The organism is Actinomadura sediminis (assembly GCF_042675525.1).
Taxonomy (GTDB): Bacteria; Actinomycetota; Actinomycetes; order Streptosporangiales; family Streptosporangiaceae; genus Spirillospora; species Spirillospora sediminis.
In genome coordinates, this window is record NZ_JBHTJA010000006.1 from 1 (window position 1) to 24958 (window position 24958).

The 24958-nt window shown below is 72.8% G+C and carries 23 protein-coding genes; 13 read left to right on the plus strand and 10 right to left on the minus strand.

All coding sequences use genetic code 11. From position 1 onward, the window contains the following. Window positions 1-45 precede the first annotated feature (45 nt). Entirely contained in the window at window positions 46-2736 is a 2691-nt protein-coding gene (gene ppdK / locus ACFQ11_RS05325) for a pyruvate, phosphate dikinase (protein WP_378296701.1), read from the minus strand. A gap of 330 nt (window positions 2737-3066) precedes the next feature. Between ppdK and ACFQ11_RS05330 the strand changes: the two genes are divergently transcribed. The 4 genes from ACFQ11_RS05330 (at window position 3067) to ACFQ11_RS05345 (ending at window position 8854) form a co-directional block, all read left to right on the plus strand. Continuing rightward, on the plus strand, window positions 3067-4953 hold the full coding sequence (locus ACFQ11_RS05330) for a glycoside hydrolase family 15 protein (protein WP_378296702.1): 1887 nt from the start codon (window positions 3067-3069) through the stop codon (window positions 4951-4953). A 131-nt stretch (window positions 4954-5084) separates the two neighbouring features. Continuing rightward, window positions 5085-6386, plus strand: coding sequence for a DUF4190 domain-containing protein (locus ACFQ11_RS05335; protein WP_378296703.1), 1302 nt, complete (start codon window positions 5085-5087; stop codon window positions 6384-6386). An 83-nt stretch (window positions 6387-6469) separates the two neighbouring features. Beyond that, window positions 6470-7564: a septum formation family protein gene (locus ACFQ11_RS05340; RefSeq protein ID WP_378296704.1), complete on the plus strand. Its 1095-nt coding sequence runs from the start codon at window positions 6470-6472 to the stop codon at window positions 7562-7564. A gap of 273 nt (window positions 7565-7837) precedes the next feature. Continuing rightward, entirely contained in the window at window positions 7838-8854 is a 1017-nt protein-coding gene (locus ACFQ11_RS05345) for a DUF4190 domain-containing protein (protein WP_378296705.1), read from the plus strand. 39 nt (window positions 8855-8893) lie between these two features. On the opposite strand, the gene ACFQ11_RS05350 is transcribed toward ACFQ11_RS05345, so the two are convergent. From ACFQ11_RS05350 to ACFQ11_RS05360, 3 genes are all read right to left on the minus strand, one after another. Further along, window positions 8894-9091, minus strand: coding sequence for a hypothetical protein (locus ACFQ11_RS05350; RefSeq protein ID WP_378296707.1), 198 nt, complete (start codon window positions 9089-9091; stop codon window positions 8894-8896). A 48-nt stretch (window positions 9092-9139) separates the two neighbouring features. Continuing rightward, a complete protein-coding gene (gene secD / locus ACFQ11_RS05355; protein ID WP_378296708.1) occupies window positions 9140-11416 on the minus strand; it encodes a protein translocase subunit SecD in 2277 nt (758 codons plus the stop codon). 64 nt (window positions 11417-11480) lie between these two features. Then, window positions 11481-11987, minus strand: a complete 507-nt coding sequence (locus tag ACFQ11_RS05360; RefSeq protein WP_378296709.1) for a hypothetical protein — start codon at window positions 11985-11987, stop codon at window positions 11481-11483. 290 nt (window positions 11988-12277) lie between these two features. On the opposite strand from ACFQ11_RS05360, the gene ACFQ11_RS05365 reads away from it, so the two are divergent. Further along, a complete protein-coding gene (locus ACFQ11_RS05365) occupies window positions 12278-12952 on the plus strand; it encodes a hypothetical protein (RefSeq protein WP_378296710.1) in 675 nt (224 codons plus the stop codon). Between the two features lie 130 nt (window positions 12953-13082). Here the strand turns inward: ACFQ11_RS05365 and ACFQ11_RS05370 are convergent, their stop codons facing one another. The 3 genes from ACFQ11_RS05370 to ACFQ11_RS05380 form a co-directional block, all read right to left on the minus strand. Continuing rightward, entirely contained in the window at window positions 13083-14450 is a 1368-nt protein-coding gene (locus ACFQ11_RS05370) for a glycine--tRNA ligase (RefSeq protein ID WP_378296831.1), read from the minus strand. 273 nt (window positions 14451-14723) lie between these two features. Then, the gene (locus ACFQ11_RS05375) at window positions 14724-16082 is read right to left on the minus strand and encodes a glycoside hydrolase domain-containing protein (protein WP_378296711.1); all 1359 of its coding nucleotides are present in this window, start codon (window positions 16080-16082) and stop codon (window positions 14724-14726) included. 188 nt (window positions 16083-16270) lie between these two features. Beyond that, window positions 16271-16555 (minus strand): antibiotic biosynthesis monooxygenase family protein, encoded by a 285-nt coding sequence (locus tag ACFQ11_RS05380; RefSeq protein WP_378296712.1) that lies wholly within the window; start codon window positions 16553-16555, stop codon window positions 16271-16273. 28 nt (window positions 16556-16583) lie between these two features. Here ACFQ11_RS05380 and ACFQ11_RS05385 point away from each other — a divergent pair, with 28 nt between their 5' ends. Genes ACFQ11_RS05385 through ACFQ11_RS05405 form a run of 5 tightly spaced genes read left to right on the plus strand, consistent with a single transcriptional unit; the run spans window position 16584 to window position 19933 of the window. Next, complete coding sequence (locus ACFQ11_RS05385; protein WP_378296713.1) at window positions 16584-16913, plus strand: DUF6703 family protein; 330 nt, start codon at window positions 16584-16586, stop codon at window positions 16911-16913. 32 nt (window positions 16914-16945) lie between these two features. After that, a complete protein-coding gene (locus tag ACFQ11_RS05390; RefSeq protein WP_378296714.1) occupies window positions 16946-17962 on the plus strand; it encodes a metal ABC transporter substrate-binding protein in 1017 nt (338 codons plus the stop codon). Beyond that, the gene (locus ACFQ11_RS05395) at window positions 17959-18669 is read left to right on the plus strand and encodes a metal ABC transporter ATP-binding protein (protein ID WP_378296715.1); all 711 of its coding nucleotides are present in this window, start codon (window positions 17959-17961) and stop codon (window positions 18667-18669) included. The genes ACFQ11_RS05390 and ACFQ11_RS05395 overlap by 4 nt, the downstream gene beginning before the upstream one ends. After that, complete coding sequence (locus tag ACFQ11_RS05400) at window positions 18666-19556, plus strand: metal ABC transporter permease (protein ID WP_378296716.1); 891 nt, start codon at window positions 18666-18668, stop codon at window positions 19554-19556. The genes ACFQ11_RS05395 and ACFQ11_RS05400 overlap by 4 nt, the downstream gene beginning before the upstream one ends. Next, the gene (locus tag ACFQ11_RS05405; protein WP_378296718.1) at window positions 19553-19933 is read left to right on the plus strand and encodes a Fur family transcriptional regulator; all 381 of its coding nucleotides are present in this window, start codon (window positions 19553-19555) and stop codon (window positions 19931-19933) included. Before ACFQ11_RS05400 ends, ACFQ11_RS05405 begins: the two co-directional genes overlap by 4 nt. Before the next feature lie 99 nt (window positions 19934-20032). Here ACFQ11_RS05405 and ACFQ11_RS05410 read toward each other — a convergent pair whose 3' ends face one another. Then, window positions 20033-21016 (minus strand): SMP-30/gluconolactonase/LRE family protein, encoded by a 984-nt coding sequence (locus ACFQ11_RS05410; protein WP_378296719.1) that lies wholly within the window; start codon window positions 21014-21016, stop codon window positions 20033-20035. Between the two features lie 221 nt (window positions 21017-21237). Here ACFQ11_RS05410 and ACFQ11_RS05415 point away from each other — a divergent pair, with 221 nt between their 5' ends. Further along, a complete protein-coding gene (locus ACFQ11_RS05415; RefSeq protein WP_378296720.1) occupies window positions 21238-21663 on the plus strand; it encodes an OsmC family protein in 426 nt (141 codons plus the stop codon). Between the two features lie 162 nt (window positions 21664-21825). On the opposite strand, the gene ACFQ11_RS05420 is transcribed toward ACFQ11_RS05415, so the two are convergent. Then, entirely contained in the window at window positions 21826-22626 is an 801-nt protein-coding gene (locus ACFQ11_RS05420) for an isoprenyl transferase (protein WP_378296721.1), read from the minus strand. Further along, entirely contained in the window at window positions 22623-23414 is a 792-nt protein-coding gene (gene recO, locus ACFQ11_RS05425) for a DNA repair protein RecO (protein WP_378296722.1), read from the minus strand. The genes ACFQ11_RS05420 and recO overlap by 4 nt, the downstream gene beginning before the upstream one ends. Window positions 23415-23598: 184 nt before the next feature. Here recO and ACFQ11_RS05430 point away from each other — a divergent pair, with 184 nt between their 5' ends. Further along, the gene (locus ACFQ11_RS05430; protein ID WP_378296723.1) at window positions 23599-24642 is read left to right on the plus strand and encodes a M4 family metallopeptidase; all 1044 of its coding nucleotides are present in this window, start codon (window positions 23599-23601) and stop codon (window positions 24640-24642) included. 3 nt (window positions 24643-24645) lie between these two features. Continuing rightward, window positions 24646-24900 carry a protealysin inhibitor emfourin gene (locus ACFQ11_RS05435; RefSeq protein ID WP_378296724.1) on the plus strand — a complete coding sequence of 85 codons (255 nt, stop codon included), beginning with the start codon at window positions 24646-24648 and terminating at the stop codon, window positions 24898-24900. The last annotated feature ends 58 nt before the right edge of the window (window positions 24901-24958 follow it).

Genomic DNA, 24958 nt, shown 5'->3' on the forward strand with positions numbered 1-24958 from the left:
CGCCGCGCGGCGGCCGGTGCGCCCGGCCGCCGCGCGGAGCACCGGTCAGCGCCTGCCGGACGCGTCCGCCGCGGCGATCGCGGCGCGCCCGGCCTCGAGCCGCGCCACGGGCACCCGGAACGGCGAGCACGACACGTAGTCGAGGCCGACCTCGTGGCAGAAGTGGACCGAGTCGGGGTCGCCGCCGTGCTCCCCGCAGATCCCGAGCTTGAGGCCCGGGCGGGCGCGGCGGCCCTCCTCGGCGGCGATCCGGACGAGCCGCCCGACGCCGTCGCGGTCCAGCGTCTCGAACGGGGACGCGCCGAAGATGCCGAGCTCCAGGTACCGGGAGAAGAACGCGGCCTCGACGTCGTCGCGTGAGAAACCCCACGTCGTCTGGGTGAGGTCGTTCGTCCCGAAGGAGAAGAACTCGGCGGCCTCGGCGATCTGCCCGGCGGTCAGCGCCGCGCGGGGCAGCTCGATCATGGTGCCGATCAGCGCGGGGACGTCCACGCCGGTCTCCCGGGCGACGTCGGCGAGGATCCCGCGGGCCTCGTCGCGGACCGCCTCCAGCTCCTGCACCGCCCCGACGAGCGGGATCATGATCTCGGGGCGCGGGTCGCCGCCCGCGTTCCGCCGCGCCGCCGCGGCCTCGGCGATCGCGCGCACCTGCATGGAGAACAGGCCGGGAATCACCAAACCCAGCCGCACGCCCCGCAATCCCAACATAGGGTTCTGCTCGTGCAGTCGGTTGACCGCCTCCAGGAGCCTGCGGTCCCGGGGGTCCGCGCCGTCGCCGGCGAGCGCGACCTTCACCGACAGTTCGGTGAGGTCGGGGAGGAATTCGTGCAGCGGCGGGTCGATCAGCCGGATCGTGACCGGCAGCCCGTCCATGGCCGCGAAGATGCCCTCGAAGTCGCTGCGTTGCAGCGGCTCCAGGGCGTCCAGGGCGGCCTGCCGCTCCGCGTCGTCCTCGGCCAGGATCAGCGCCTCCACGAGGCGCCGCCGGTCGCCGAGGAACATGTGCTCGGTGCGGCACAGGCCGATGCCCCGCGCGCCGAACCGGCGGGCGCGGGCCGCGTCCTCGGGGTTGTCGGCGTTGGCGCGGACGGCCAGCGCGGCGCGGCCGTCCGCGTGCCGCATGAGGCGGTCGACGGCCTTGACGAGGTCGTCTCCGTCGGCGACCGCGAGTTCGCCCTCGAAGTACCGGACGACCGGGGAGTCCTCGACCGGTACCTCGCCGAGGTAGACGTCGCCGGACGACCCGTCGATCGAGATGACGTCGCCCTCGGTGACGGTCGTCCCGTCCGGGGCGGTGAACCGGCCCGCCTTGACGTCGACGTCGAGTTCCTCCGCGCCGCACACGCACGTCTTGCCCATGCCGCGGGCGACGACCGCGGCGTGCGAGGTCTTGCCGCCGCGGGACGTCAGGACGCCCCGGGCGGCCATCATCCCGGCGAGGTCGTCGGGGTTGGTCTCGCGGCGGACGAGGATGACGTCCTCGCCCCGCTCGGCCAGCTCGACGGCCCGCGCGGAGGTGAACACGACCTTGCCGACGGCGGCGCCCGGCGAGGCGTTCATGCCGCGCGTCAGCTTGGTGATGCCGTCGGTGGTGGACGTGAAGCGGGGGAACATGAGCTGCGCGAGCTGGTCGCCCTTGACGCGGCGGGCGGCCTCGTCCGCGTCGATGAGCCCCTGGTCGAGAAGCTGGCAGGCGATGCGGAACGCCGCCGCGGCGGTCCGCTTGCCGACCCGGGTCTGCAGCATCCACAGCTTCCCGCGCTCGATCGTGAACTCGATGTCGCACATGTCGAGGTAGTGGTTCTCCAGCTTCTCCATGATCTGGAGGAGCTGGTCGTAGGACGCCTTGTCGAGGCGCTCCAGCTCGGTCAGCGGGACCGTGTTGCGGATGCCGGCGACGACGTCCTCGCCCTGCGCGTTCTGCAGGTAGTCGCCGTAGATGCCCTGCTGGCCCGAGGCGGGGTCGCGGGTGAACGCCACGCCCGTCCCGGAGTCCATGCCGAGGTTCCCGAAGACCATCGAGCAGATGTTCACGGCGGTGCCGAGGTCGACCGGGATGCGCTCCTGGCGGCGGTACAGGATCGCGCGGGGGGCGTTCCAGGAGTCGAACACGGCGCGGACGGCGAGGTCCATCTGCTCGCGGGGGTCGGTCGGGAACTCCCGTCCGGCCTGCTCGCGGACGATCGCCTTGAACCGCTCGACGAGGTCCTTGAAGTCCTCGGCGGTGAGGTCCACGTCGTCGTTCGTCCCGCGCGCCTTCTTCGCGGCCTCCACGGCGTCCTCGAACAGCTCGCCCTCGATGCCGAGGACGGTGCCGCCGAACATCTGGATGAGGCGGCGGTAGGAGTCCCACGCGAACCGCTCGTCGCCCGCCTGGGCCGCGAGGCCGTGCACCGACTCGTCGTTGAGGCCGACGTTCAGGACGGTCTCCATCATGCCCGGCATGCTGAACTTCGCGCCGGACCGGACGCTCACCAGCAGCGGGTCGTCGCTCTGCCCGAGGCGCTTGCCCATCGCGCGCTCGAGCTCGGCCAGGTGCCGGTCCACCTCGTCCTCGAGCCCGTCGGGGAGGCCCCCGTGCTCGAGGTAGTGCCGGCACGCCTCCGTGGTGATCGTGAACCCGGGAGGAACGGGCAGTCCGAGGTTGGTCATCTCGGCCAGGTTGGCGCCCTTGCCGCCCAGCAGATCCTTGAGGTCCTTGTTGCCCTCAGTGAAGTCGTACACGAACTTCGCCACGGGGAGCTCCTTCTCGCTCCGGTTTCTGCCAGGGACAGTTCCGGTCCCGCTTCCCCGGAGGCGCGCGTCATCGCGTTCCCCCAGGCAGTGGCGGGTCCGCTGCCCTGTTTGCCGGGACTGTACCCGCGCTGTGAGGGTTTGTTCGGCGCCCCGTCACCGGAGTGGCGTTCTCGCAGGTCAGATCCTGGATAGTGGTCTATTCCACTACGGCATTCGGGACATGCGTCACAGATTCCCCGGGCGGAGCGCGCCCGGGGCGACATTCGCGCCCGTCGATGGCGTACCCACCGGACGCGAGAGGGAATGATGGAGGATCAAGGAGGTGAGGCTGTGAGGCCGAAGGTCGCCGGCGGCCGGGCGGGAGATCCGTTCGCCCCCATCGCCGATTACGGGTTCCTGTCCGACTGCGAGACGACCGCGCTGGTCGCCCCCAGCGGGAACATCGAGTGGATGTGCCTGCCCAAGATGGACTCCCCGAGCGTGTTCGGGTCCATCCTCGACCGCGACGCCGGCTACTTCCGGGTCGGGCCGGCCGGGGTGGAGGTGCCCGCGGCGCAGCGCTACATCCCCGGCACCATGGTCATGGAGACGACCTGGTGGGTGCACGGGGGCTGGCTGGTGGTGACGGACGCCCTGCTCATGGGGCCCTGGCACCACGAGACGGAACGGTCCTACACGCACCGTCGCGCCCCCACGGACTACGACGCCGACCACGTCCTGCTCCGGATGGTGCGCTGCGTGAACGGCCAGGTGCAGGTCCGGCTCGACTGCATGCCGGTGTTCGACTACGGGCAGACGCCCGCCCGCTGGGAGCACACGGGCGCCGGCTACCACGAGGCCGTCGCGCGCGGGAACGGCGTCGGGCTGCGGCTCACCACCGACATGAACGTCGGCTTCGAGGGGTCCCTCGCGACCGCCCGCACGCTGCTCAAGCAGGGCGAGGCCCGGTTCGTCGCCCTGTCCTGGAGCGAGCACTCCGCCCCCGCCACCTACAAGGAGGCGCAGGAGCGGCTCATCTGGACCGTCCACCACTGGCAGCACTGGCTGGACCGGGGCCGGTTCCCCGACCATCCGTGGCGCGCCCACCTGCAGCGCAGCGCCCTCACCCTCAAGGGCCTGACGTTCGCGCCGTCCGGGGCGGTCGCGGCGGCGGCGACGACCTCGCTCCCCGAGACGCCCGGCGGCGACCGGAACTGGGACTACCGCTACACCTGGATCCGCGACTCCACGATGGCGCTGTGGGCGTTCTACACGCTCGGCTACGACTGGGAGGCCAACGACTTCTTCTACTTCATCACCGACGTCGCCGAGGCCGCCGAGGGCAAGCTCCAGATCATGTACGGGCTGGACGGCCGGGAGGAGCTGCCCGAGTCGACGCTCGAACACCTGTCGGGCTACGACAACGCCCGTCCCGTCCGGATCGGCAACGAGGCGTACATGCAGGCCCAGCACGACGTCTGGGGCGCGATCATCGGCTCGGTGTACCTGTTCGTGCGCAAGCGCGACCGGCTCGACGACCGGCTGTGGAAGATCATCGTGAAGCAGGTGGAGGACGCGCTCGCCAACTGGCGCTCCCCCGACTGCGGGATGTGGGAGGTGCGCGGCGAACCCCAGCACTTCACCTCGTCCAAGGTGTTCTGCTGGGTGGCGGCCGAGCGCGGGGCCCGGCTGGCCCGCATCCGCGGCGACGCCGAACGCGCCCGCCGCTGGCAGGCGGCGGCCGACGAGATCCACGCGGACGTGCTCGCCAACGCGCTCGACGACCGCGGCGTCTTCGTCGCCCACTACGGCGCGACGGCGCTGGACGCGTCCGCGCTGCTGATCCCGCTGCTCGGCTTCCTGCCCGCCGACGACAAGCGGGTCCGCGAGACCGTGCTGGCGATCGCCGACGAGCTCTCCGAGGACGATCTCGTCCTGCGCTACCGCGCGTCGGAGACCGACGACGGCTTCGAGTCCGACGAGGGCACGTTCACGATCTGCTCGTTCTGGCTGGTGTCGACGCTCGTCCTGATCGGTGAGCTGGACCGCGCCCGGGCGCTGTGCGAGAAGCTGCTGTCGTACGCGAGCCCCCTGCAGCTGTACGCCGAGGAGATCGACCCGCACACGGGCCGCCACCTCGGCAACTTCCCGCAGGCGTTCACGCACCTCGCGCTGATCAACGCGGTCATGCAGGTGATCCGGGCGGAGAACGACGAGGACCAGCCGCCGCTCGCCTGACCGCCCGCCGCCGTGGCCGGGCCCCGCCCCCGGCCACGGCACGTTCCACCAAAGCGGCCAATAATGGTCATTTTCGACGCAAAACCCGAAAACGGGCTCGTTCGGTCGTCCAAGATCATTAAATTGCGCGTGTGACCACGCCACCGGACGCCCACGGCGCCGACGACCAGCGCGAACCCGCCTGGGGACGGACCGGCGCCGTCCCCTTCCCGGACACCCCGGGCCCGGGCGACGCCCCCTCCCCCACGGCCCCGTCGGGCGCCGTCCCGTTCGCGGACCCGCCCGGAACGGGTGCGCTGCCTTTCACCGACCTCCCCGAGATGGACGCCGCCCCGCCCCCGGGCCCTCCCGGCACGGGCCCCGCCCCCTTCACCGCGTCCTCCTGGCCCGCGCCCGCCCCGGCCGCGCCCGCCCCGGCCGGGCCCGGCCCGCGGCCGCCGGACGAGCCGCCGCGCACCAGCCGGCTCGCCGTCACCGCGCTGGTGACCGGGCTCCTGGGACTGGTGCCGCTCGCGCTCGGGTTCGGCATCGCCGCGCTCGTCCACCGGCGTCGCAAGACGCGGACGGGCAAGAGCTTCGCCGTCATCGGCATCGCGGCCGCCGCCGCCTGGTCGACAGCCGTCTCGATGCTCCTGCCCACCGCGCTCGCGACGGTGCTCGAACCCGACCGCGACGAGTCGGGCTCGATCTCGAGGTCCGGCACGGCGGCGTTCCGGGCGCTGCGGAAGGGCGACTGCTTCACCGATTACGACGCCACGTCGCGGCTCCAGCTCGTCACGGCGGTGCCGTGCGCCGAACCCCACACGGGCGAGGTCGTCATGCGCACGAAACTGCCCGACGGCCCGTGGCCGGGGGAAGATCGCGCCGCGCGGGCGGCCATCGTCACCTGCGGGAGCGAGATCGTCCGGCTGCGCAAGAGTTCCGTGTACCCGACCCTGCGGCCCTACTCCGAGGTGCCCAACGTCGTGGGCTGGAAGCTGGGCAGCCGGGAGATCATCTGCGCCTTGCACCACGACGCCGAACGGAAGGGCCGGCTGGCCGACACGGTGAACACCAGGCTGCGGGCCTACGACGAGCTCCGCCGCTGGCGCTGCATCAAGAACTGGGATCCGGAAAAGCATCCCCTCGTCTCCCCGGTGTCCTGCTCCAGGAAGCACTTCGCCCAGGTCTTCGCCACCTACGAGGTCCAGCCCGGGCTGGAGGACGACCCGCTCGCGTACCCGCCGTATCCGGCCGCCGAGACGCTCAAGCAGCAGGTGATGAGTCAGTGTGAGGCGCTGGCCGTCAAGACGTGGCCCCGGCCGCCGCGGGCGGGCCTGCAACTGTTCGTGGTCCCGCCCAACCCGCACGACTGGGAGATCGGGATCCGGAAGGTCGTGTGCATGCTCACCTCGCCCGGCGAACCGATGCGAGGCTCCCTCGCCCCACGCTGACCGCGAACGGGCCGACGGTCACGGTCCGGCGACAAGCGCCGAACGTGCACGGTTCGTTATGCAAGATCATTACATTCCCGACCGTGACCACGCCGCCCAACGCCGATGACGTCGACCGGAACCGTCCCTGGGCTCCACCGGACGCCCTTGCCCCGCCGCCGTCACCCGAGGCCCCCGCACCGGCGGCCTCGGAACCCGCGGAGAGCACGCCGGCCCGGCGGACGGACCGGACGGCCGTCGTCGCGCTGGTCACCGGGCTGATCGGCCTCGTCCCCCTCGCGGTCCCGTTCGCCGTCGCGGCGCTCGTCCGGCTCCGCCGGGGCACGCGGAAGGGGGCGGCCCTGGCGGTGACCGCGCTGGCCGCGTCCCTCGCCTGGACGGCCGCGGGAACGATCGTGGTGGTCGTCGTCGCACCGGAGTCCACGCTCGAAAGGGACGCGGCGGGAACGATCACGGCGGGCGGTACGGCCCTGTTCTCGGACTTGCGCGAGGGTGACTGCTTCACCGGGTACCGGTACGACTACGCCACGAGGATCGCCCGGCCCGCAACGGTGCGAGCCGTTCCCTGCGCCGAAGTCCACACCGGCGAGGTCATCGCGCGTGTCTTCCAGACATTCCCCCTCGGCATCGATGAAGCGCTCAGCCTGTGCAGGGGCAAGACAACCTATCTCCGGAAGAGCCGCGTGCGCACCCGGCTCGAGCCCTACATCGGCCTACCCCGGACGTCTCGGGGCGACGTCATCTGCGCCATGCATCACGCGGGCGGTGAGCTCACGACCCCGCTGGCCGACACGGTGGACACCTCGCTGACGGCGTACCAGGAACTGACCCCGGGAACGTGCTTCGACAGGCGAGCGGACAAGACGATCATCCCGACCGTGCCGTGCGGCGAACCGCACTGGTCCGAGGTGTTCGCCACCTACGAGCTTTCCCTGGGCGGTACCTACGCTCCGGGCACTCTCCCGCCCCGTCCCGCCGATGATGTTCTCCGTCTCGGGGCGGAACGCAGATGCACCGCGGAGGCCCGGAGAATGTTCAAAAGGGTTCCGCCGAAGCCGGGCGTGGAGATCGGCGCCATTTGGCCGACACCCGAGGACTGGGAGATCGGCATCCTGACCGTCGTCTGTTATCTCGACGTCACCGGTCCGGGGCTCGTGGGTCCCCTTACACCCCAGTGAGATGTCCGGTATTTGCCACATTCTGGCGCCAATACCGAATGGGGCACGGGTCGTTACCGAAGATCATTAGGCTCCTCCGCCGTGACCATGCCACCCAACGCTGATAACGCCGGCGGCGGCCGGCCCGGGAATCACGGCGGCGCCCCCGGGGGCGGCTGGACGCCGCCGGGCGCCGCGCCGTTCCCGGGCCCGCCGCCGGCGGGCGCCGCGCCCCATCCGTACCCGCCCGGGGGCGCCGCTCCGTGGCCGCCCGCGGGACAGGCGCCGGGACCGATGCCGCCTCCCGCTCCGCCGCGGACGAGCCCGTACGCGATCACCGCGCTGGTCACCGGGATCATCGGCATCGTGCCCATCGCGGTCGGGTACGGCATTGCCGCGCTCGTCCAGGTCCGGCGCCGGACGCACACGGGCCGCAACCTCGCGATCGGCGGGCTCGCCGCGGCGCTGTTCTGGGTCGTGGTCGGGGTGGCCTCGGCGAGCGGCTCGCTGCTGTCGGCGTTCACCGTCGAGCGGGACGCGTCGGGCGCGATCACGGACGGGGGCAGGGTCCACTTCGCGTCGCTGCAGAAGGGCGACTGCTACACGGGGTTCGACCCGGACGCCGACGAGGTGATGTTCGTGAAGGCGGTGCCGTGCAGCGAACCGCACCGGGGCGAGATCACCGCGCGGCTGCCGGTCGGGCCCGCGAAGGGCTTCGGCACCGGCCCCATGTTCGACCGGGCCGACCTGTACTGCCACAGCCGGACCGAATGGGTGGGCAAGAGCCGTCTCTACCCCGATCTCTACCCGTACGTGTACCTGCCCGAGCCGGGCGGCTCCACCTCGGCCGACAGCGAGGGGAAGGTCGTCTGCGCGATGCACTACACCGGGTCCGGCACGCTCGACGGCCCGCTCGCCGAGACGGTGGAGGCCGACCGGCGGATCTACGACGAACTCGAGGCCGGCGACTGCGTCGCGGAGATCGAGGAGGGGGGCGAATCCGCGGCCGTCGGGAGCGTGAAGCTCCTCCCCTGCGACGCTGCCCACCGCTACCAGGTGTTCGCCACGTTCGACCTGCCCGAGAACCTCTCCGGCTCCGCGCAGGCCCCCTCACAGAAGCTCCTCGATCAGAAGGGGGAGCAGGAGTGCGATAGACGGTCCGACGCGCCGCTCAGAAACGCGCCGCAGGCCGACTACGGGATCCTCTGGGTCGTCCCCACGGAGGCCTCCTGGAGCCTCAGCCGCGAAGTCGTCTGCTTCGTCGGCTTGATGGACGGCGCCCCGCTGCGGAAGTCGATCGTCGGCGGCTGACGGCACGGCCGCCCTCCGCCGGGGGGCGGCCGGTCACGGTCACGTTCTGGCGACAAGTGCGATCGCGGCGATCGCCGTGCTGCGGCGCCGGACGCGCAAGGGCAAGGACCTCGCCATCGGCGCCCTGGCCGTCGCGTCGGCCTGGGTCGTGGCGGCGGTGGCCGTCGCGGCGACCATGGTGGTGTCGACGTTCTCGGTCGACCGGGACGCGTCCGGCGGGATCACGGAGGGCGGCAAGGTCCATGTCCGCGCCGCCGGTGCCCGGGGCACCGGCGGCGCGGCCGGTCACACGACGGCGCCCGAGTCGTCCGACGAGCGGGGACGGGACGGGCGGGACTTCCCCTTCTCGTGCGGCGGCGGCGACTTGGCGTACCGCTCGAACATGATCGCGAGCGGCGTCCCGGTGAACACGCTGGAGTACGTGCCGACGACGATGCCGATCAGGAGCGCGATCGCGAAGTCGGTGAGCGAGTCGCCGCCGAGGACGGCGAGGGCGCCGAGGATGAACAGGGCGCCCATGCCGGTGTTGATCGTCCGCGGGATCGTCTGCAGCACGCCCATGTTCGCGACCTCGGCGAACGGCTTCTTCGGGTTGGCGCCCCACAGTTCACGCACGCGGTCGAACACGACGACCGAGTCGTTGACCGAGTAGCCGATGACGGTGAGCAGGGCGGCGAGGAAGACGCCGTCGATGGGTTTGCCGAGCCACGCGAAGACACCGACGACGATCAGCACGTCGTGGAACATCGCGAGGACGGCGCCCGCGCCGAACGACCAGCGGAACCGGATGGTCAGGTAGGCGAGCTGGGCGAGCAGCGCGACGCCGAGCGCGATCAGCGCCTTCTGCCGCAGCTCGTCCCCGAGGCTCGGGCCGATCAGCTCGTCGCGCTGCTTGGTGGCGCCGCCGCCCTCCTCCGCGAGCGCCTTCCGGATCTCCTCGACCTCCTGGTTGGACAGGTCGCTGGTGCGGACGGAGATGTCCTTCTCGCCCGACGTCTGGACGATCGCGCGGGGGAACCCGGCGTCGGCGACGGCGGAGCGGGCGACGTCGATGTCGACCGTCCGGGCCGTGGAGTACTCGACGATGCGGCCGCCGGTGAACTCGACGCCGAAGTTCAGGCCGCGGGTGGCGATCCCGGTGACGGCGAGGACGACCGCGAGCCCGGAGACCGCGAGCCAGACCCGGCGCCGCTTCATCAGGTCGGGCCCGCTGGTCTCCAGCCACCGGCGGATGCGCCCCGGCCCGCTGAGGCCGCCGATCCGCGACCTCATCACGCGCGGCATCGACGCGGCCGCGGCGTCGGTCAGCATGCGGCTGATCAGCATCGCCGAGATCAGCGAGGCGATGACACCGATGGTGAGGGTGACGCCGAAGCCCTTGACCGGACCGGACGCGAGGAAGAACAGCAGGGCGGCGGCCAGCAGGGTCGTGACCTGGGAGTCGGCGATCGCCGACCACGCCTTGTTGAAGCCGGTCGCGAGCGCGAGCCGCGGATGCCGCCCGGGCGCGAGGCCGCGTTCCTCCCGGGCCCGTTCGAAGGCCAGGACGTTCGCGTCGATCGCCATGCCGATCGCGAGGACGAATCCGGCGAGGCCCGGGAGGGTCAGGGTCGCGCCGATGGCGACGAGCGCCGCGTAGGAGATCAGCGCGTACGTGCAGAGCCCGATGATCGCCAGCAGGCCCGCCAGGCGGTAGACGGCCGTGATGAACAGGCCGGTCAGCACCATGCCGATGATCGCCGCCCGGACGCTGGCGTCGATGGCCTCCTCGCCCAGCGTCGGGCCGACCACCCGCTGCTCGATGATCTTGACGGGGACGGGCAGGGAGCCGCCCTGGATCAGCGCCGCGAGGTCCTTGGCCTCGTCGGCGGTGAAGTCGCCGGTGATCTGGGTGGAGCCGCCGCTGATCCCGACGCCGCACGGGACGCTCTGCACGACCCCGGGCGAGGAGATCACCCGTCCGTCCAGGACGATCGCGGCGCGCCGCTCGTCGCCGGTCTTGCAGGCGGCCTCGGCCGTCATCTGCTGCCAGATGTCGTCGCCGTTGCCGCGGAAGTCGATGGTGACGGCCCAGCCGCTGAGGTTCTGCGGGTCGTAGACCGCCTCCGCGCCGCCGATCTGGTCGCCGGTGAGCTTCGCCGGCCCGATGACGATCGGCTGGCCGCTCTCGTCGTTGATCCGCTGCTGCCCCTGCTCGAGCTCACCGGTGGTGGGCGGCAGGACGGGGTGCACGGTGAGCTGGGCGGTGCGGCCGATCACCTCGGCGGCGCGGGACGGGTCCTGCACGTCGGGCAGCTCGACGATGAGCCGCCGCTCGCCGGAGCGGGTGATCGACGACTCGGCGACGCCGAGCGCGTTGATCCGGCGCAGCAGGACCTCGCGGGCCCGGTCGGTCGACTCCCGGTTCGCCTCGACCTGCGGGGTGTCCTGCGCCTCCAGGACGATCTGCGTTCCGCCGCGCAGGTCGAGGCCGAGCCGGGCGGGTTCGTTCAGCGCGAAGTACAGCGATGCGGCGAGCACGGCGAACGCCAGTACCGCCCGCACCAGGTTGGCGCGAGTCAAAAGGGAAACCTCTCCACACGGGGACTTGAGGGGCCGCGGGGGGCGCGGCACCGCGAACGGGTCGTCAGATCCGTGCGGAGGCGGGCGGGGCGCGGCCGCGCGGGCCGGCGCGCGGCGCCACCGCGGGGCGGCCGGGAGCGGCCGCCGGACGGACGGCCGGTGCGTGCGGCGGCCGGACGTCCGTGTCCGGGGGCGGCGGCGCGGACTGCCAGAGGGGGGCGGCCGTCCCGTCGGTCTGCCGGGCGAGCGCGGCCGCGGCGGTCTCGGCGTGCCGGGCGTTGCCGCGGTCGGCGAGTCCCGCGGGCGCCGGGCGTCCCCGTGACGGGACGCCCTGGACCGCGCCGGTGCGCGGCCCGGCCCCGGAGACGGAGGCGGGCGTCGCGGACGCGCCGGAGGCGGCGGTGTGCGGCCCCTGCCCGCCGACCAGGCCGAGGAGGCCGAGCGCGACGACGAGCATCCGGGCGAGGAGCTCCCCGGGAGTCGCGGCGCGGCGTCCGGTGCGGTGTCCCGCGTACCGCGACGCCCGCGCCCGCAGCGCCGTCCGGGCGGGTGCGGAGGGAGGGCGCTGCATGGTCCCTCCCGTCGTCGGTCCTCGGCTCGCCACGATGCTGTGGCAAACCTAGCGGACACCGGCGGGCGGACGCTTCGGGTTCGCCGAGGGCTTGACCAACCGACGAACTTTCCTGTCAAGGGCGTCCGCCGCCACATCGGCCTTCCCATTCCGGCCAAGGCCGCCCGACCTGCGTGGACGGCCGCGTGTCCGGATCCGGTCGGCACTGTACTTACCGGCCGGTATTGCCGCGCCCTGGAAAGCGAATTACTTTCACAATGCCCACCCCAAACCGGACAAAGGAGCATCCGGTGGCACGAATCAGGCAAGCTGCAATCATCGGGACGGCCGCCGTGGCCGTCCTCGCCGCGGGCGTCTCCCCCGCCTCGGCGGCGACCACCACGATCCGCGCGGGCTCGGCGACCGCCGCTCCCTACGCGGGCAACGTCCAGGCGTCCCTGCTCGGCGTCGCGACGGTCTCCACGTCGATCGGCAGCGGCTCCTGCGAGGAGTCGACGATGACCGGGTCGGTGAACTCCGACGGCACGGGCCTCGCGATCGACGCGGCGAGCTTCAGCGGCGCGAACGGCGGTCCCTGCTCCGGGAGCACGTCGTCCACCATCACCGCGCAGAACCTGCCGTGGACGGGCGGCGCCGTCGCCCACGACCCGAACGGCACCCGCGGCCGCGACGCGAGCGTCACGATCGCCAACTTCCGGGTCCAGGCCGTCGTCGACCTGTTCGGCGGCATCACCTGCGTGTTCGGCGGCACCCTGACCGCCGACGGCTTCAACGGCGACAACCCGAACCGGCCGGACACGAGCAACGGGCAGGCGCAGGTCGGCGTGAACGGCGCGACGGTGTCCAAGCAGGGCGGCAGCTGGCTGTGCCCGTCCACGGCGACCGTCACCGCGACGTACGAGCTGCAAGGCGAGTCGACGCCCGGCTCCGGCACCTACGACCAGGCGCTCTACGTCACCGGCTGACCCGACTCCCCCACCGAGCCCCGACTCCCATGACGGCGGGCCGCCCCCATCCCCCGGGGCGGCCCGTCCTCATCGCGTGCGGACGCCGCGTGCGTACGGCGTGCGGACGCCGCGTGCGGGCGCCCGGCGGTCAGCAGCCGACGAGCTGCGCCGCGAGGAACGACTCGACCTGCGAGATCGCGATGCGCTCCTGGCTCATCGTGTCGCGCTCCCGGATGGTCACCGCGTCGTCCTCGAGCGTGTCGAAGTCGACCGTGACGCAGAACGGGGTGCCGATCTCGTCCTGCCGGCGGTAGCGGCGGCCGATGGCGCCCGCGTCGTCGAAGTCGACGTTCCAGTTCTTGCGGAGCCGCGCCGCGAGGTCGCGGGCCTTCGGCGACAGGTCGGCGTTGCGCGACAGCGGCAGCACCGCGACCTTGACCGGGGCGAGCCGCCGGTCGAGGCGCATCACCGTGCGCTTCTCCATCTTGCCCTTGGCGTTCGGGGCCTCGTCCTCGGCGTAGGCGTCCATCATGAACGTCAGCGTGCAGCGGTCGACGCCGGCCGCGGGCTCGATGACGTACGGGGTGTACCGCTCGCCGGACTCCTGGTCGAAGAACGTCAGGTCGGCGCCGGACGCCTTGGAGTGCGTCGACAGGTCGTAGTCGGTGCGGTTCGCGACGCCCTCCAGCTCGCCCCACTCGCCGCCGACGAAGTTGAACCGGTACTCGACGTCCACGGTGCGCTTGGAGTAGTGCGACAGCTTGTCGGCCGGGTGCTCGTAGAGCCGCAGGTTCTCCTTGCGGATGCCGAGGTCGACGTACCACTGGAACCGCTCGTCGATCCAGTACTGGTGCCACTCCTCGTCGGTGCCGGGCTTGACGAAGAACTCCATCTCCATCTGCTCGAACTCGCGGGTCCGGAAGATGAAGTTGCCGGGGGTGATCTCGTTGCGGAACGACTTGCCGATCTGGCCGATGCCGAACGGGACCTTGCGCCGCGCGGACTGCTCCACGTTCTTGTAGTTGATGAAGATGCCCTGCGCGGTCTCGGGCCGCAGGTAGGCCAGGCCGGACTCGTCCTCGACGGGGCCGAGGTAGGTCTTGAGCAGGCCGTTGAACATCCGCGGCTCGGTGAAGGAGCCCTTCACGCCGCAGTTGGGGCAGGACAGGTCGTGCAGGCCGTTCGCGGGCGGGCGGCCGTGCTTCTCCTCGTAGGCCTCCTCGAGGTGGTCGGCCCGGAAGCGCTTGTGGCAGGACTGGCACTCGGTCAGCGGGTCCACGAACGCCTGCACGTGGCCGCTGGCCTCCCAGACCTCGCGGGCGAGGATCACCGACGAGTCGAGGCCGACGATGTCGTCGCGGCCCTGCACCATGGACTTCCACCACTGGCGCTTGACGTTGTTCTTCAGTTCGACGCCGAGGGGGCCGTAGTCCCAGGAGGCGCGGAGCCCGCCGTAGATCTCACTCGACGGGTAGACCAGGCCCCGCCGTTTGGCGAGGTTGACGATCGTCTCCATCACGTCGGAACGGCGTGCCATGAATTCTTCTCCATCCGGCTGGCGGTCGGCGGGACAGTGAGTGCGCCCCCGCTCCGCGAGTACGGCGGACGGCGGCGAGTGTGATCCCCGGTGATGTGCGTCCGAGGCGCGGTCCTCCCCGGCGCCTCAGAGCATTCCCCAGCTTAGGGCACCGGTGCGTGTTCCCTGCCGCGAGGCTCGCACACGTCGCCGCACATCCGCGACGGCTTTTCGGGCGGGCGCGTCCGGCCGCCGGCCCGCCCGCGCGCCCGGTCAGTAGACGTACCCGTCGACGACGTTGCTGTCGATGTTGAGCGTGACGCCGCCGTGCCGCTCCTTGTGCGGGCCCCGGTACTGCTTGATGCGGCGGTGCGGCGACCACAGGTCGTCCGGGAAGTGCGGGTCCCCGTAGACGCTCGCGCGCCCGTCCCAGTTGGCGAACCAGATGCCGTCCGGCTTGTTGATCCCGGACGCCCGCGCCACGTCGCGGACCCCGGACGCCGCGCTGCTGTACATGCACGGCCGGTAGCCCTGCTTCTCCAGCTCCCCCACCCAGGCGTCGATGAAGTCCAGGACCGCCTTGCGGCACCCCTTCTTGCGGCCGTCGTACGCCTCCATGTCGAGGTAGATCGGCTCGCCCGGCGGGATCCCGAGTTCGCGCGCCTTGCGGGCGGCGTCCACGGCGTTCTCGCGGCCCTGCTCGGCGGCCTTGCGCTTGGTGAAGCGCTGCGGGCGGGGCCCGCACGGCGCCTGCAATCCCACGTAGGTCGGGGTGATGCGGTAGCCCATGGCCCGGACCTCCCGCACCCACGCCTCGGTGAGGTTCGGCTGGGCGCAGCCGCGCGCCGCGCCGCCGATATAGATGTTGGTGACCTCGAACGCGTCCCGCCAGCGCGCCATCGTGTCGAGGGACGGCGCGGTGCAGGTGTCGAACCCGCGCCCGCGCGTCCAGGGGCGCCGCGGCTCCGCGTCCGGCGGGTCCGCGGAGTCGCCGCCGGACGCACCCGGGGCGGGCGGCTCGGAGCCGGCGCGGCGGCTCCCGGCGGCCGGGGCGTCCTCCCCGGACGCGCCGGGCTCAGCGTGCTCGCCGGGCCACGACGGGCTGAGCCGGACGCCGCGCAGCACCCGCTGGAGCGGCGCGGGGTCGTCCCCGTACACGCCGGTGATCGCCACGCCCGCCTCGGGCAGCGCGAGCCGGGTCTCGTGGTCGGCGGACCGCTCGACGGTGAACGCGGCGAGCCGGTCGGCGCGGACGGCCGTCCGGGACGACCGGCCGTCGCCGAGCGGCGCGATGTGGACGGCCGAGGTGCGGCCGACGACGCGGGCGGGGCAGTCGGGACGCTCGCCCGGCCGTCCGAGGTAGACGGCCCGCCGGTCGTAGCGGACGCAGCGGGTGGGATCGCGGTCGAGCCGGTGCACCTCCCACCCGTCCGGTACCGGGATGCTCAGCCCCCGGTACCGGACGACGCGCCCCGTCTCCCCCGGCTCGGCCCGGTCCGGTTCGGCGGTCGCGGCGGTCAGCGCGGCGGGCGCCCCGGCCGCCGGTCGGGCGGGGGCCTCCCACAGGACCGCGCCGGCGGGCGCGAGGACCGCGGCCGCGGACAGTGCGCTGAGCAGGACGACATGGCGCATCGCGTCTCCCCCGTGGAACGCCGGGCCGGGCGGCCCGCGACGTGATCGTGACGCGGCAAAGATGACCTTGGACGCGGGTACGAAACGACGCCCGGAAGGATCTTGCCCGGCGGTTGCCCGGTTTTGGGACGCGCCCGCGCGTGTCGCGAACGCCCGTTCACGCGACGGCGAAGCCGCGGCGGTGCCCGCTACACGGTGGTGACGATCTCGTAGGCGCCCGGCTCGTCCACGGCGTACGCGGCGAGGGGGATGAACTCCATCCGGACGGCGGGCGCACCCAGGGCCCGCCGGTAAAATCCTGCCCCGTCCCATTCGGTCACGAGCGCCCACAGGACGGGGTCGTCCACGGTGCGGGCGAGCCGGCCGGTGCGGAATCCGGGACTGGCGGACAGGGCAGTGAGCACCGCGCTCATGCGGGCGGCGAAGCCGTCGGCGTCCTCGCCGGGCACCCGGTACCGGGTTATCGCGATCATCCGCCCATCCTGGCAGTACGTTGGGCGCGTGGAGAGGGGAGGCGGGATGCCGGGCGGACGCACGACGGGATCGACGGGCCTGCGGGCCTCGGTGGAGCGGCGGAGCGCCGCGGCGGTGGTGCTGCTGCACCGGCTGCCGCGCTGGACGCTGCTCGCCGCGGTGTTCGCGCTGCTGGTGCTCGGGATGGCCGGGACGGGCTGGGCCGCGGCGGCGGGACTGTTCGTGCTCGCGCTGTTCCTCGCCTGGTTCGCCTACCTCAACTGGCCCGCGCTGGACACGTCCGGACGGCTGCTGCGGGTCGTCACGGTGACCGTTCTGGCCGGTTTCGGTATAGCACGCGCCATCGGCCGGTTTTGACAATCATTTTCAGGTTTGAGCATACTAATAGCGTGCTCAGATCCCGCAAAATCCTGCGAAACCTCCCTGCGGCCGCGCTCGCCCTGACCGGGCTGGCGGCCGGGCTCACCGCCTGCGGCGACGCGGGCGCCGACGCGCCCCCCGGCGCCACCGAAGTGGTCGCGTCCGTCTACCCGATGGCGTGGCTGGCCGGTGAGGTCGGCGGCGACGACGTCCACGTGCGGACCCTCACCGCGCCGGGAGCCGAGCCCCACGACCTGGAGCTGACCGCCAAGCAGGTCGCGAGCGTCCAGCAGGCCGACCTCGCCCTCTACGTGAAGGGCCTGCAGCCCGCCGTGGACGAGGCCGTGCGCAAGCACGGGGAGAAGTCGGCGCTCGACGCCGCGAGCGTGGTGCGGACGCTCCCCCCGCCCGCCGAGGAGGCGGAGCACGAGCACGGCCACGAGCACGGCCACGAGGGCGAGCACGCCCACGAAGAGGGGCACGAGGGTCACGAAGAGGGCCACGAGGGCCACGACCACGGCGACGCCGGGTACGACCCGCACATCTGGCTGGACCCGAGCCGCATGGCCACCATCGCCACCGCGCTCGGCGACCGGCTCGCGAAGGCCGACGCGGAGAACGCCGGCGAGTACAAGAGCCGCGCGCAGGCGGTCGCGAAGAAGCTCACCGACCTGGACGCGAAGTTCAAGGACGGCCTCGCGACCTGCGAGCGCAAGGGAATCGTCACGGCGCACGCCGCGTTCGGCTACATGACGGACCGGTACGGGCTCACGCAGATCTCGATCGCCGGCGTCGACCCGTCCAACGAGCCCTCCCCCGCCCGGCTGGCCGAGCTGACCGAGCACGTCAAGGAGGCCGGCGCGACGACCGTGTTCACCGAGACGCTCGTCAGCCCGAAGGTCGCCGAGACGCTCGCCCGGGAGGCCGGCGTGAAGACCGCCGTGCTCGACCCGGTCGAGGGCGTCGAGGAGGGATCGTCGGACGACTACCTGACGATCATGAACCGGAACCTGGAGACCCTGCGACCGGCACTGGGATGCTCATGAAACGAGACGACGCGGCACCGTTCGCACCGCCGTTCGCCATGACGGGCGGGCACGTCCGGCGGGACGGCCGCGAGGTGCTGGCCGGCGTCGACCTGCGGGTCGACGCCGGCGACGTCGTCGCGATCCTCGGCCCGAACGGCGCGGGCAAGTCGACGCTGGTCAAGGCGCTGCTCGGGCTGGTCCCGCTGGCGGCGGGCCGCACCGAGATCTACGGGGACCCGCCCGCGCGGTTCCGCGACTGGAAGCGGATCGGATACGTGCCGCAGCGGCTGCCGATGGGCGGCGGCGTCCCCGCGACCGTCCGCGAGGTCGTGGCGTCCGGCCGCGTCGCCCGGCGGTCCCGGTGGCGTCCCGCGTCGGCCGCCGACCGCGCCGCCGTGGACGACGCCCTCGCCGCGGTCGGGCTCTCCGGCCGGGCCCGCGACACCGCGCACCTGCTGTCGGGCGGCCAGCAGCAGCGGGTGCTGATCGCCCGCGCGCTCGCCGGGGAACCGGACGCCTTCGTGCTGGACGAACCGACCGCGGGCGTCGACGCGGGCAGCCAGGAGGCGCTCGCCGCGACGCTCGGCACGCTGACCGGGGCCGGCCGCACGGTCGTCCTGGTCGCGCACGAACTGGGGCCGATGGCGCCGCTCGTCACCCGGACGGTCGAGCTGGCGCACGGCCGCGTCGTCCGCGACACCGCGCCGCTGGGGAGGCCCGCGTGATCGAGATGCTCCAGTACGACTTCATGCGCGTCGCCCTCGTGATGGCGGTGCTGATCGGGCTGACCGCCCCGGCCGTGGGCACGTTCCTGGTGCAGCGGCGGCTGTCGCTGCTCGGCGACGGCGTCGGGCACATCGCGCTGACCGGCATCGGGATCGGCCTGCTGACGGGGACCTCGCCGGTGCTCGCCGCGCTGGCGGTGTCGGTGCTCGGCGCGATCACGATAGAGGTGCTGCGGGCGCGCAGCCGCAGCGGCGGCGACGTCGCCCTCGCGCTGATCTTCTACGGCGGGCTGGCCGGCGGCGTGATCCTGACGAACCGGGAGGGCGGCGGCGCGAGCCTCCAGTCCTACCTGTTCGGCTCGATCACCAGCGTGTCGGCCTCCGACCTCTACGTCGTCGCGGGACTGGCCGTCGTCGTCCTCGGCGTCGTCGCGGTGTTCGGCCGCGAGCTGTTCCTGCTGTGCCAGGACGAGGAGGTGGCGCGGGCCGCGGGCCTGCCCGTCCGGTTCCTCAGCATCCTCATCGCGGTGACGGCCGCGGCGACCGTCGTGATCGCCATGCGCGCGATCGGCCTCCTGCTGGTCAGCGCGCTGATGATCGTGCCGGTCGCGGCCGCGCAGCAGGTCACCCGCGGGTTCAAGGGGACGATGCTGCTGGCGATGGTCGTCGGGGTACTGTCGGCCGTGACGGGGCTGGCGGGGTCTTTCGAGTACGATCTGCCCCCGGGTCCCTCGATCGTGCTGCTCGCCCTGGCGGTGTTCGCGGTCGCGGTCGCCGGGGGGACCGTGGTTCGACGCAGACGTGCGCGGGCGGGCGAGGCCCGGGAGGTGATCCCGGACCGGACCGGTCCCGGCATGGAAGCCGAGGCGGAGGTGCTCAGAGGATGACGACGGCCCGCCGGGACGCGGTGCGGCAGGCGCTGGCCGGCTGCGAGGGATTCCGCAGCGCCCAGGACATCTACGCCGACCTGCGCGCCGACGGCTCCAAGATCGGCCTGACGACGGTCTACCGGGCGCTGCAGGCGCTCAGCGACTCGGGCGAGGTCGACGTGCTCCGCACCGACGAGGGCGAGGCCGTCTACCGCGCCTGCCGGACCGAGGAGCACCACCACCACCTGGTCTGCCGGGGCTGCGGCAGGACGGTCGAGGTGGAGGGTCCCGCCGTGGAACGCTGGGCCGACGCGATCGGCGCCGAGCACGGCTTCACGGAGATCACGCACACCGTCGAGGTCTTCGGCACCTGCGCCGACTGCGCCTCCTCCTGACCCGCCGGACGGAACCGCCCGGCGGCCGCGCCGGTTCCTCCGGGCCCCTTCGCGGACCGCGCCGGGCGCCCGTCCGGCCGTGGCCGCCGGGCCGCGCCGTCAGCCGGTGACGGGCTCCGCGGCGCCGAGCCTCATGCTGGAGACGGTGAACGGGGTCACCGGCGGAAGGCCCGCCAGCCACCGGTCGTACTGGCTGTTGACGACCATGACGCGCGCCGGGGTGAGCACGATGCTGCTCGGGTGACGGAACCCTCCCGGCGGCACGTACCGGGCGACGTACCGGCCGCGGTCGAGGTCGGGCGGCATCGCGACCACCGCGACCTGCGGAACCAGGCCGGGAATCTGGTTCAGGTTGCCCTGGACGGCGTACAGCCGGCCGTCGCGCCAGGCGAGCCCGTCGCCGTTGTGCAGCCGGTGCCCGCCCAGGTCGACCTCGACGGTCTCTCCGTCGCGGGGGTCGATCCGCCACAGGGATCCCGTGGCGCTGTTGACGGTGAGCAGGTGGCGGCCGACGGCGATGACGCCGTTGAGGTTGTGCCGGCCGTCGACCCAGTCGACCGGCGTCGCGGCGACGTCCAGCCAGTTCTCGATCCGCCAGTCGCCGTCCCGCTCGGTGATCCGGTAGACGACCGGCCGGAACGAGTCGGTGGCGTAGACGGTGCCGTCCCCGGCGACGGCGATCTCGTTGACGAACCCGCCGCCCGTCCCGTGCAGCGTGGCGAGCAGCCGCCGCGTGCGCACGTCGTACACGCGCAGGGTGGCGGTGTCGGCCCCGCCCACGTAGAGGCGCCCGGCCCGGTCCAGTGCCATGCCGGAGGTGACGCGCCGCCCGTCCGTCCCGTCGGGCGACCAGACCTCCAGGTCGCGCCGCGTCACGTGCCCCCGGTAGATGGTGCCGTCCTCGGCGCTGCCGACGTAGAAGTGGCCGGTGCGGCGGTCGTACGTCATGCCCGTCGGGAACGCGCGGTCGCCGGGGACGACGTGGGCGTCGGGCAGGCCGTCCGCGCTCGCGTCCGCGATCGCGGGGGCGGGGATCAGCGCCAGCAGCACCAGGGTCAGCACGGCACAGGCGAGTCTTCTCATCTGCTCCCTTTCCGGGATTGATCCGGCCTCCTCGGAAGGCCATCGACCCGCCAAGTCGATCAACCGCCCCCGAAAAGCGACCTAAAGCCGCGGCCCGGCCACGGCGGGCGGCCACGGAAGGCCCGACCGGGGAAGGCCGCCGGGCCGCCGCGGACGGCCGCGCCGGCCCCGTGAGCGGACCCGATGTGACGCCCGCCGCACGATCACGAAAGAATGCGCACATGGCTACGACTCGCACCGCCAACGCGCACTGGGAAGGGCCGCTGATGGGCGGCCAGGGCACGGTTTCGCTGGACTCCTCCAAGACGGGCACGTTCGACGTCACGTGGCCGTCGCGGGCGGAGGAGCCGGGCGGGAAGACGAGCCCGGAGGAGCTCATCGCGGCCGCGCACTCCACCTGCTACTCGATGGCCCTCTCGCACGCCCTCGCCGGGGCGGGCACGCCGCCGGAGAAGGTCGACACCAAGGCCGAGGTCACGTTCCAGCCGGGCGAGGGCATCACCGGGATCCACCTGACGGTCCGGGCCGGCGTGCCGGGGCTGTCGGCGGGCGACTTCGAGAAGGCCGCGCAGGACGCCAAGGCGGGCTGCCCGGTCAGCAAGGCCCTCGCGGGCGTGAAGATCACGCTGGACGCGGCGCTGGTGTAGGACGCCGCCCCGGCCGGAAGGGCCCGCCCGCGGTCCGACCGCGGGCGGGCCCTCGCACGAGCGGCCCGCCGCCGCGGAACCCCGGGCGCGGCCCCGTGGACGAGTCCGCCGCACCGGGCGAAAGAACCGCCGGGCGCGGGCACGCCGACCGGCCGTGCCGCCTCAGGTGCCGCTCGCGGCGGGCTCCACCGGGTTGGGGACGGCGCCGCCGTAGCGGCGGTCGCGGGACGCGTAGAGTTCGCACGCGTGCCACAGGTGGCGGCGGTCGAAGTCGGGCCACAGGGTGTCGAGGAACACCATCTCCGCGTACGCCGACTGCCACAGCAGGAAGTTGGACGTGCGCTGCTCGCCGGACGAGCGCAGGAACAGGTCGACGTCCGGGATCGACGGCTCGTCCAGGTAGCGGGCGAACACCTTCTCGTCGAGCCTGTCGGGGTTGAGGCGGCCGTCGCGGACGTCGCGGGCGATCGCCGCCGCCGCGTCCACGATCTCCGCGCGGCCGCCGTAGTTCACGCAGAACTGCAGGGTGAGGACGTCGTTGTCGCGCGTCATCTCCTCGGCCGTCTCCAGCTCCTTGATGACGCTGCGCCACAGCCGGGGACGCCGCCCCGCCCAGCGGACGCGGACGCCCATCGAGTGGAGCTGGTCCCGGCGGCGGCGGATCACGTCCCGGTTGAAGCCCATCAGGAACTTCACCTCGTCCGGGGAGCGCTTCCAGTTCTCGGTGGAGAACGCGTACGCCGACAGGTACGGGACGCCCAGCTCGATCGCGCCCATGATGACGTCGAAGAGCGAGTCCTCGCCGCGCTTGTGCCCCTCGGTGCGCGGCAGCCCGCGCTCCTTGGCCCAGCGGCCGTTGCCGTCCATCACGATGGCGACGTGCCGCGGCACCAGGTCCGCCGGGATCGCGGGCGGCCGCGCCCCGTCCCGATGCGGCTCCGGCGGCAGAACAGCCCTGCTCACACTCTCTCCCTGATGTCGTCTCCCCCGGCCGGGTCGCCGGTGGTCTCCTCGAGGCCGCCGTCGCGCTCCACGTGCCGCAGCGAGCGGATCCCGTGCTCGAGATGCCACTGCAGGTAAGCGGCGACGAGGCCGCTGGTCTCCACGCGGTGCCGCGGCTCGCTGGCGTCCGCGTACTCCCAGTCGCCGCGCAGCAGCGCCAGCATGAGCCGGAACGTGGGCGGCGCCGGGGTCGCGGCGCCCGGACGGCGGCAGTTCGCGCAGACGGCGCCGCCCGCGGCGATCGCGAAGCCGCGCAGCCCGCCGCGGGCGCCGCACCGGCAGCACTCGTCCAGCGCGGGCGCCCACCCGGCGACCGACAGGGACCGCAGCAGGTAGGCGTCCAGCACCAGGCGCGCGTCGTGGCTGCGGTCGGCGAGCGTGCGCAGCCCGCCGACCAGGAGGAGGAACTGCCGGAGCGCGGGCTCGCCCTCTTCCGCGGTGAGCTTCTCGGCGGTCTCCAGCATGGCCGTGCCCGCCGTGTAGCGGGAGTAGTCGGAGACGAGGCGCTCGCCGTAGGGGCGGAGCGTCTCGGCCTGCGTGATGAGGTCCAGCGACCGCCGCTCGTACAGCTGGAGGTCCACGTGGGTGAACGGTTCCAGCCTGGCGCCGAACCGGGACTTGGTCTTGCGGACGCCCTTCGCGGCGGCGCGGATCCGGCCCGACCGCCGGGTCAGCACCGTCACGATGCGGTCGGCCTCGCCCAGCTTCTGGGTGCGCAGGACGACGCCTTCGTCGCGGTAGAGGGTCACCCGTTCATTCTGGCGTACCCGGCCGGGTGCTCCGTTGCCCGGCCGCACATCTCCCCAGGATCTCCACAAGTCACCACGATCGTGTCGCTGCGCAGGGCCATCATCACGTACCGTGACCGGATTCGGCCGCCGCCACGCGGTGAAATCCGTGGCCGGGCGCCCGGGAACCTGTCAGCGTGACGGCATGAGATGCCACATCGTGCCGCCGCACATGCTGGAACGCCTCGCCCGCGACGCCGACGACCCCGTCGTGAGCGCGCGCGCCCGCCGGACCATGGCCCTCACCTCCGCCCAGTACGTCGAGCGCCTCGTGCCCGCGCCCGCCCGTTCCCCGGAGGAGGACTTCGTCCCGAAGCGGACGGTCCACGACGCCGGGGGCCGCGAGTCGCTGCCCGGCCGGGCCGTCCGGAAGGAGGGCGACCCGGCGACCGGGGACGCCGTCGTCGACCGCTCCTACGACTGGCTCGGCGCCACGTTCGACTTCTTCGAGGAGATCTACCGGCGCGACTCCATCGACGGGTCCGGGCTGCCGCTGCTCTCGACCGTCCACTACGGCGACGGGTACGCCAACGCCTTCTGGAACGGCGAGCAGATGGTGTACGGGGACGGCGACGGGGTGGTGTTCACCGACTTCACCGGGCCGCTCGACGTCACCGGCCACGAACTCGTCCACGGCATCACCCAGCACACCGCGAACCTGGAGTACTACGGCCAGGCGGGCGCGCTGAACGAGTCGGTGTCCGACGTGTTCGGGTCGCTGGTCAAGCAGTGGCATCTCGGGCAGACCGCCGACCGGGCGGACTGGCTGATCGGCGCGGGCCTGCTCGCCGACGGCGTCCAGGGCGTCGCGCTGCGCTCGATGAAGGAGCCCGGGACCGCCTACGACGACCCGCGGCTCGGCAAGGACCCGCAGCCGGGGCACATGGACGACTATGTCGAGACGTACCGCGACAACGGCGGCGTCCACATCAACTCCGGCATCCCGAACCGCGCGTTCCACCTGGCGGCCGTCGCGATCGGCGGCCACGCCTGGGACAAGGCGGGCCGCATCTGGTATGACGTCCTCACCGGCGGTGCGCTGGCGGTGGACGTCGACTTCGCCGGATTCGCCGCCGAGACGGTCCGCGCCGCCGCCCGCCGCTTCGGCGCGGACGCGGCGGAGACGGACGCGGTGCGGCGCGGATGGACGGGGGTGGGCGTGTCCATCGCAGCGGAGGCGTTGAGGTGAACGGTGAAGGTGACAGTCGTCCGCAGCGGAGGATTCGCCGGGATCGAGCGGCGGGCCGAGTCCGACAGCGCGAGTGACCCGGTGCTGGCCGGGCTCGTCCGGCGCGTCGACCTCGACTCGGTCCCGCCGCCCGGGAGGATCCCCGACCAGTTCCTGTACGAGATCGACATCGACGGCCGGCGGACGACGGTGGGCGAGGCGCAGCTGAGCGGGCCGCTCCGCGAGCTCGTCCACCACGTCCTCGGCCGGGCCCGCTGACCCGGGCGGACGGCGCGGAGGTCCGGGGACCGCGGGGCCTCCCAACACCCGCGGTCCC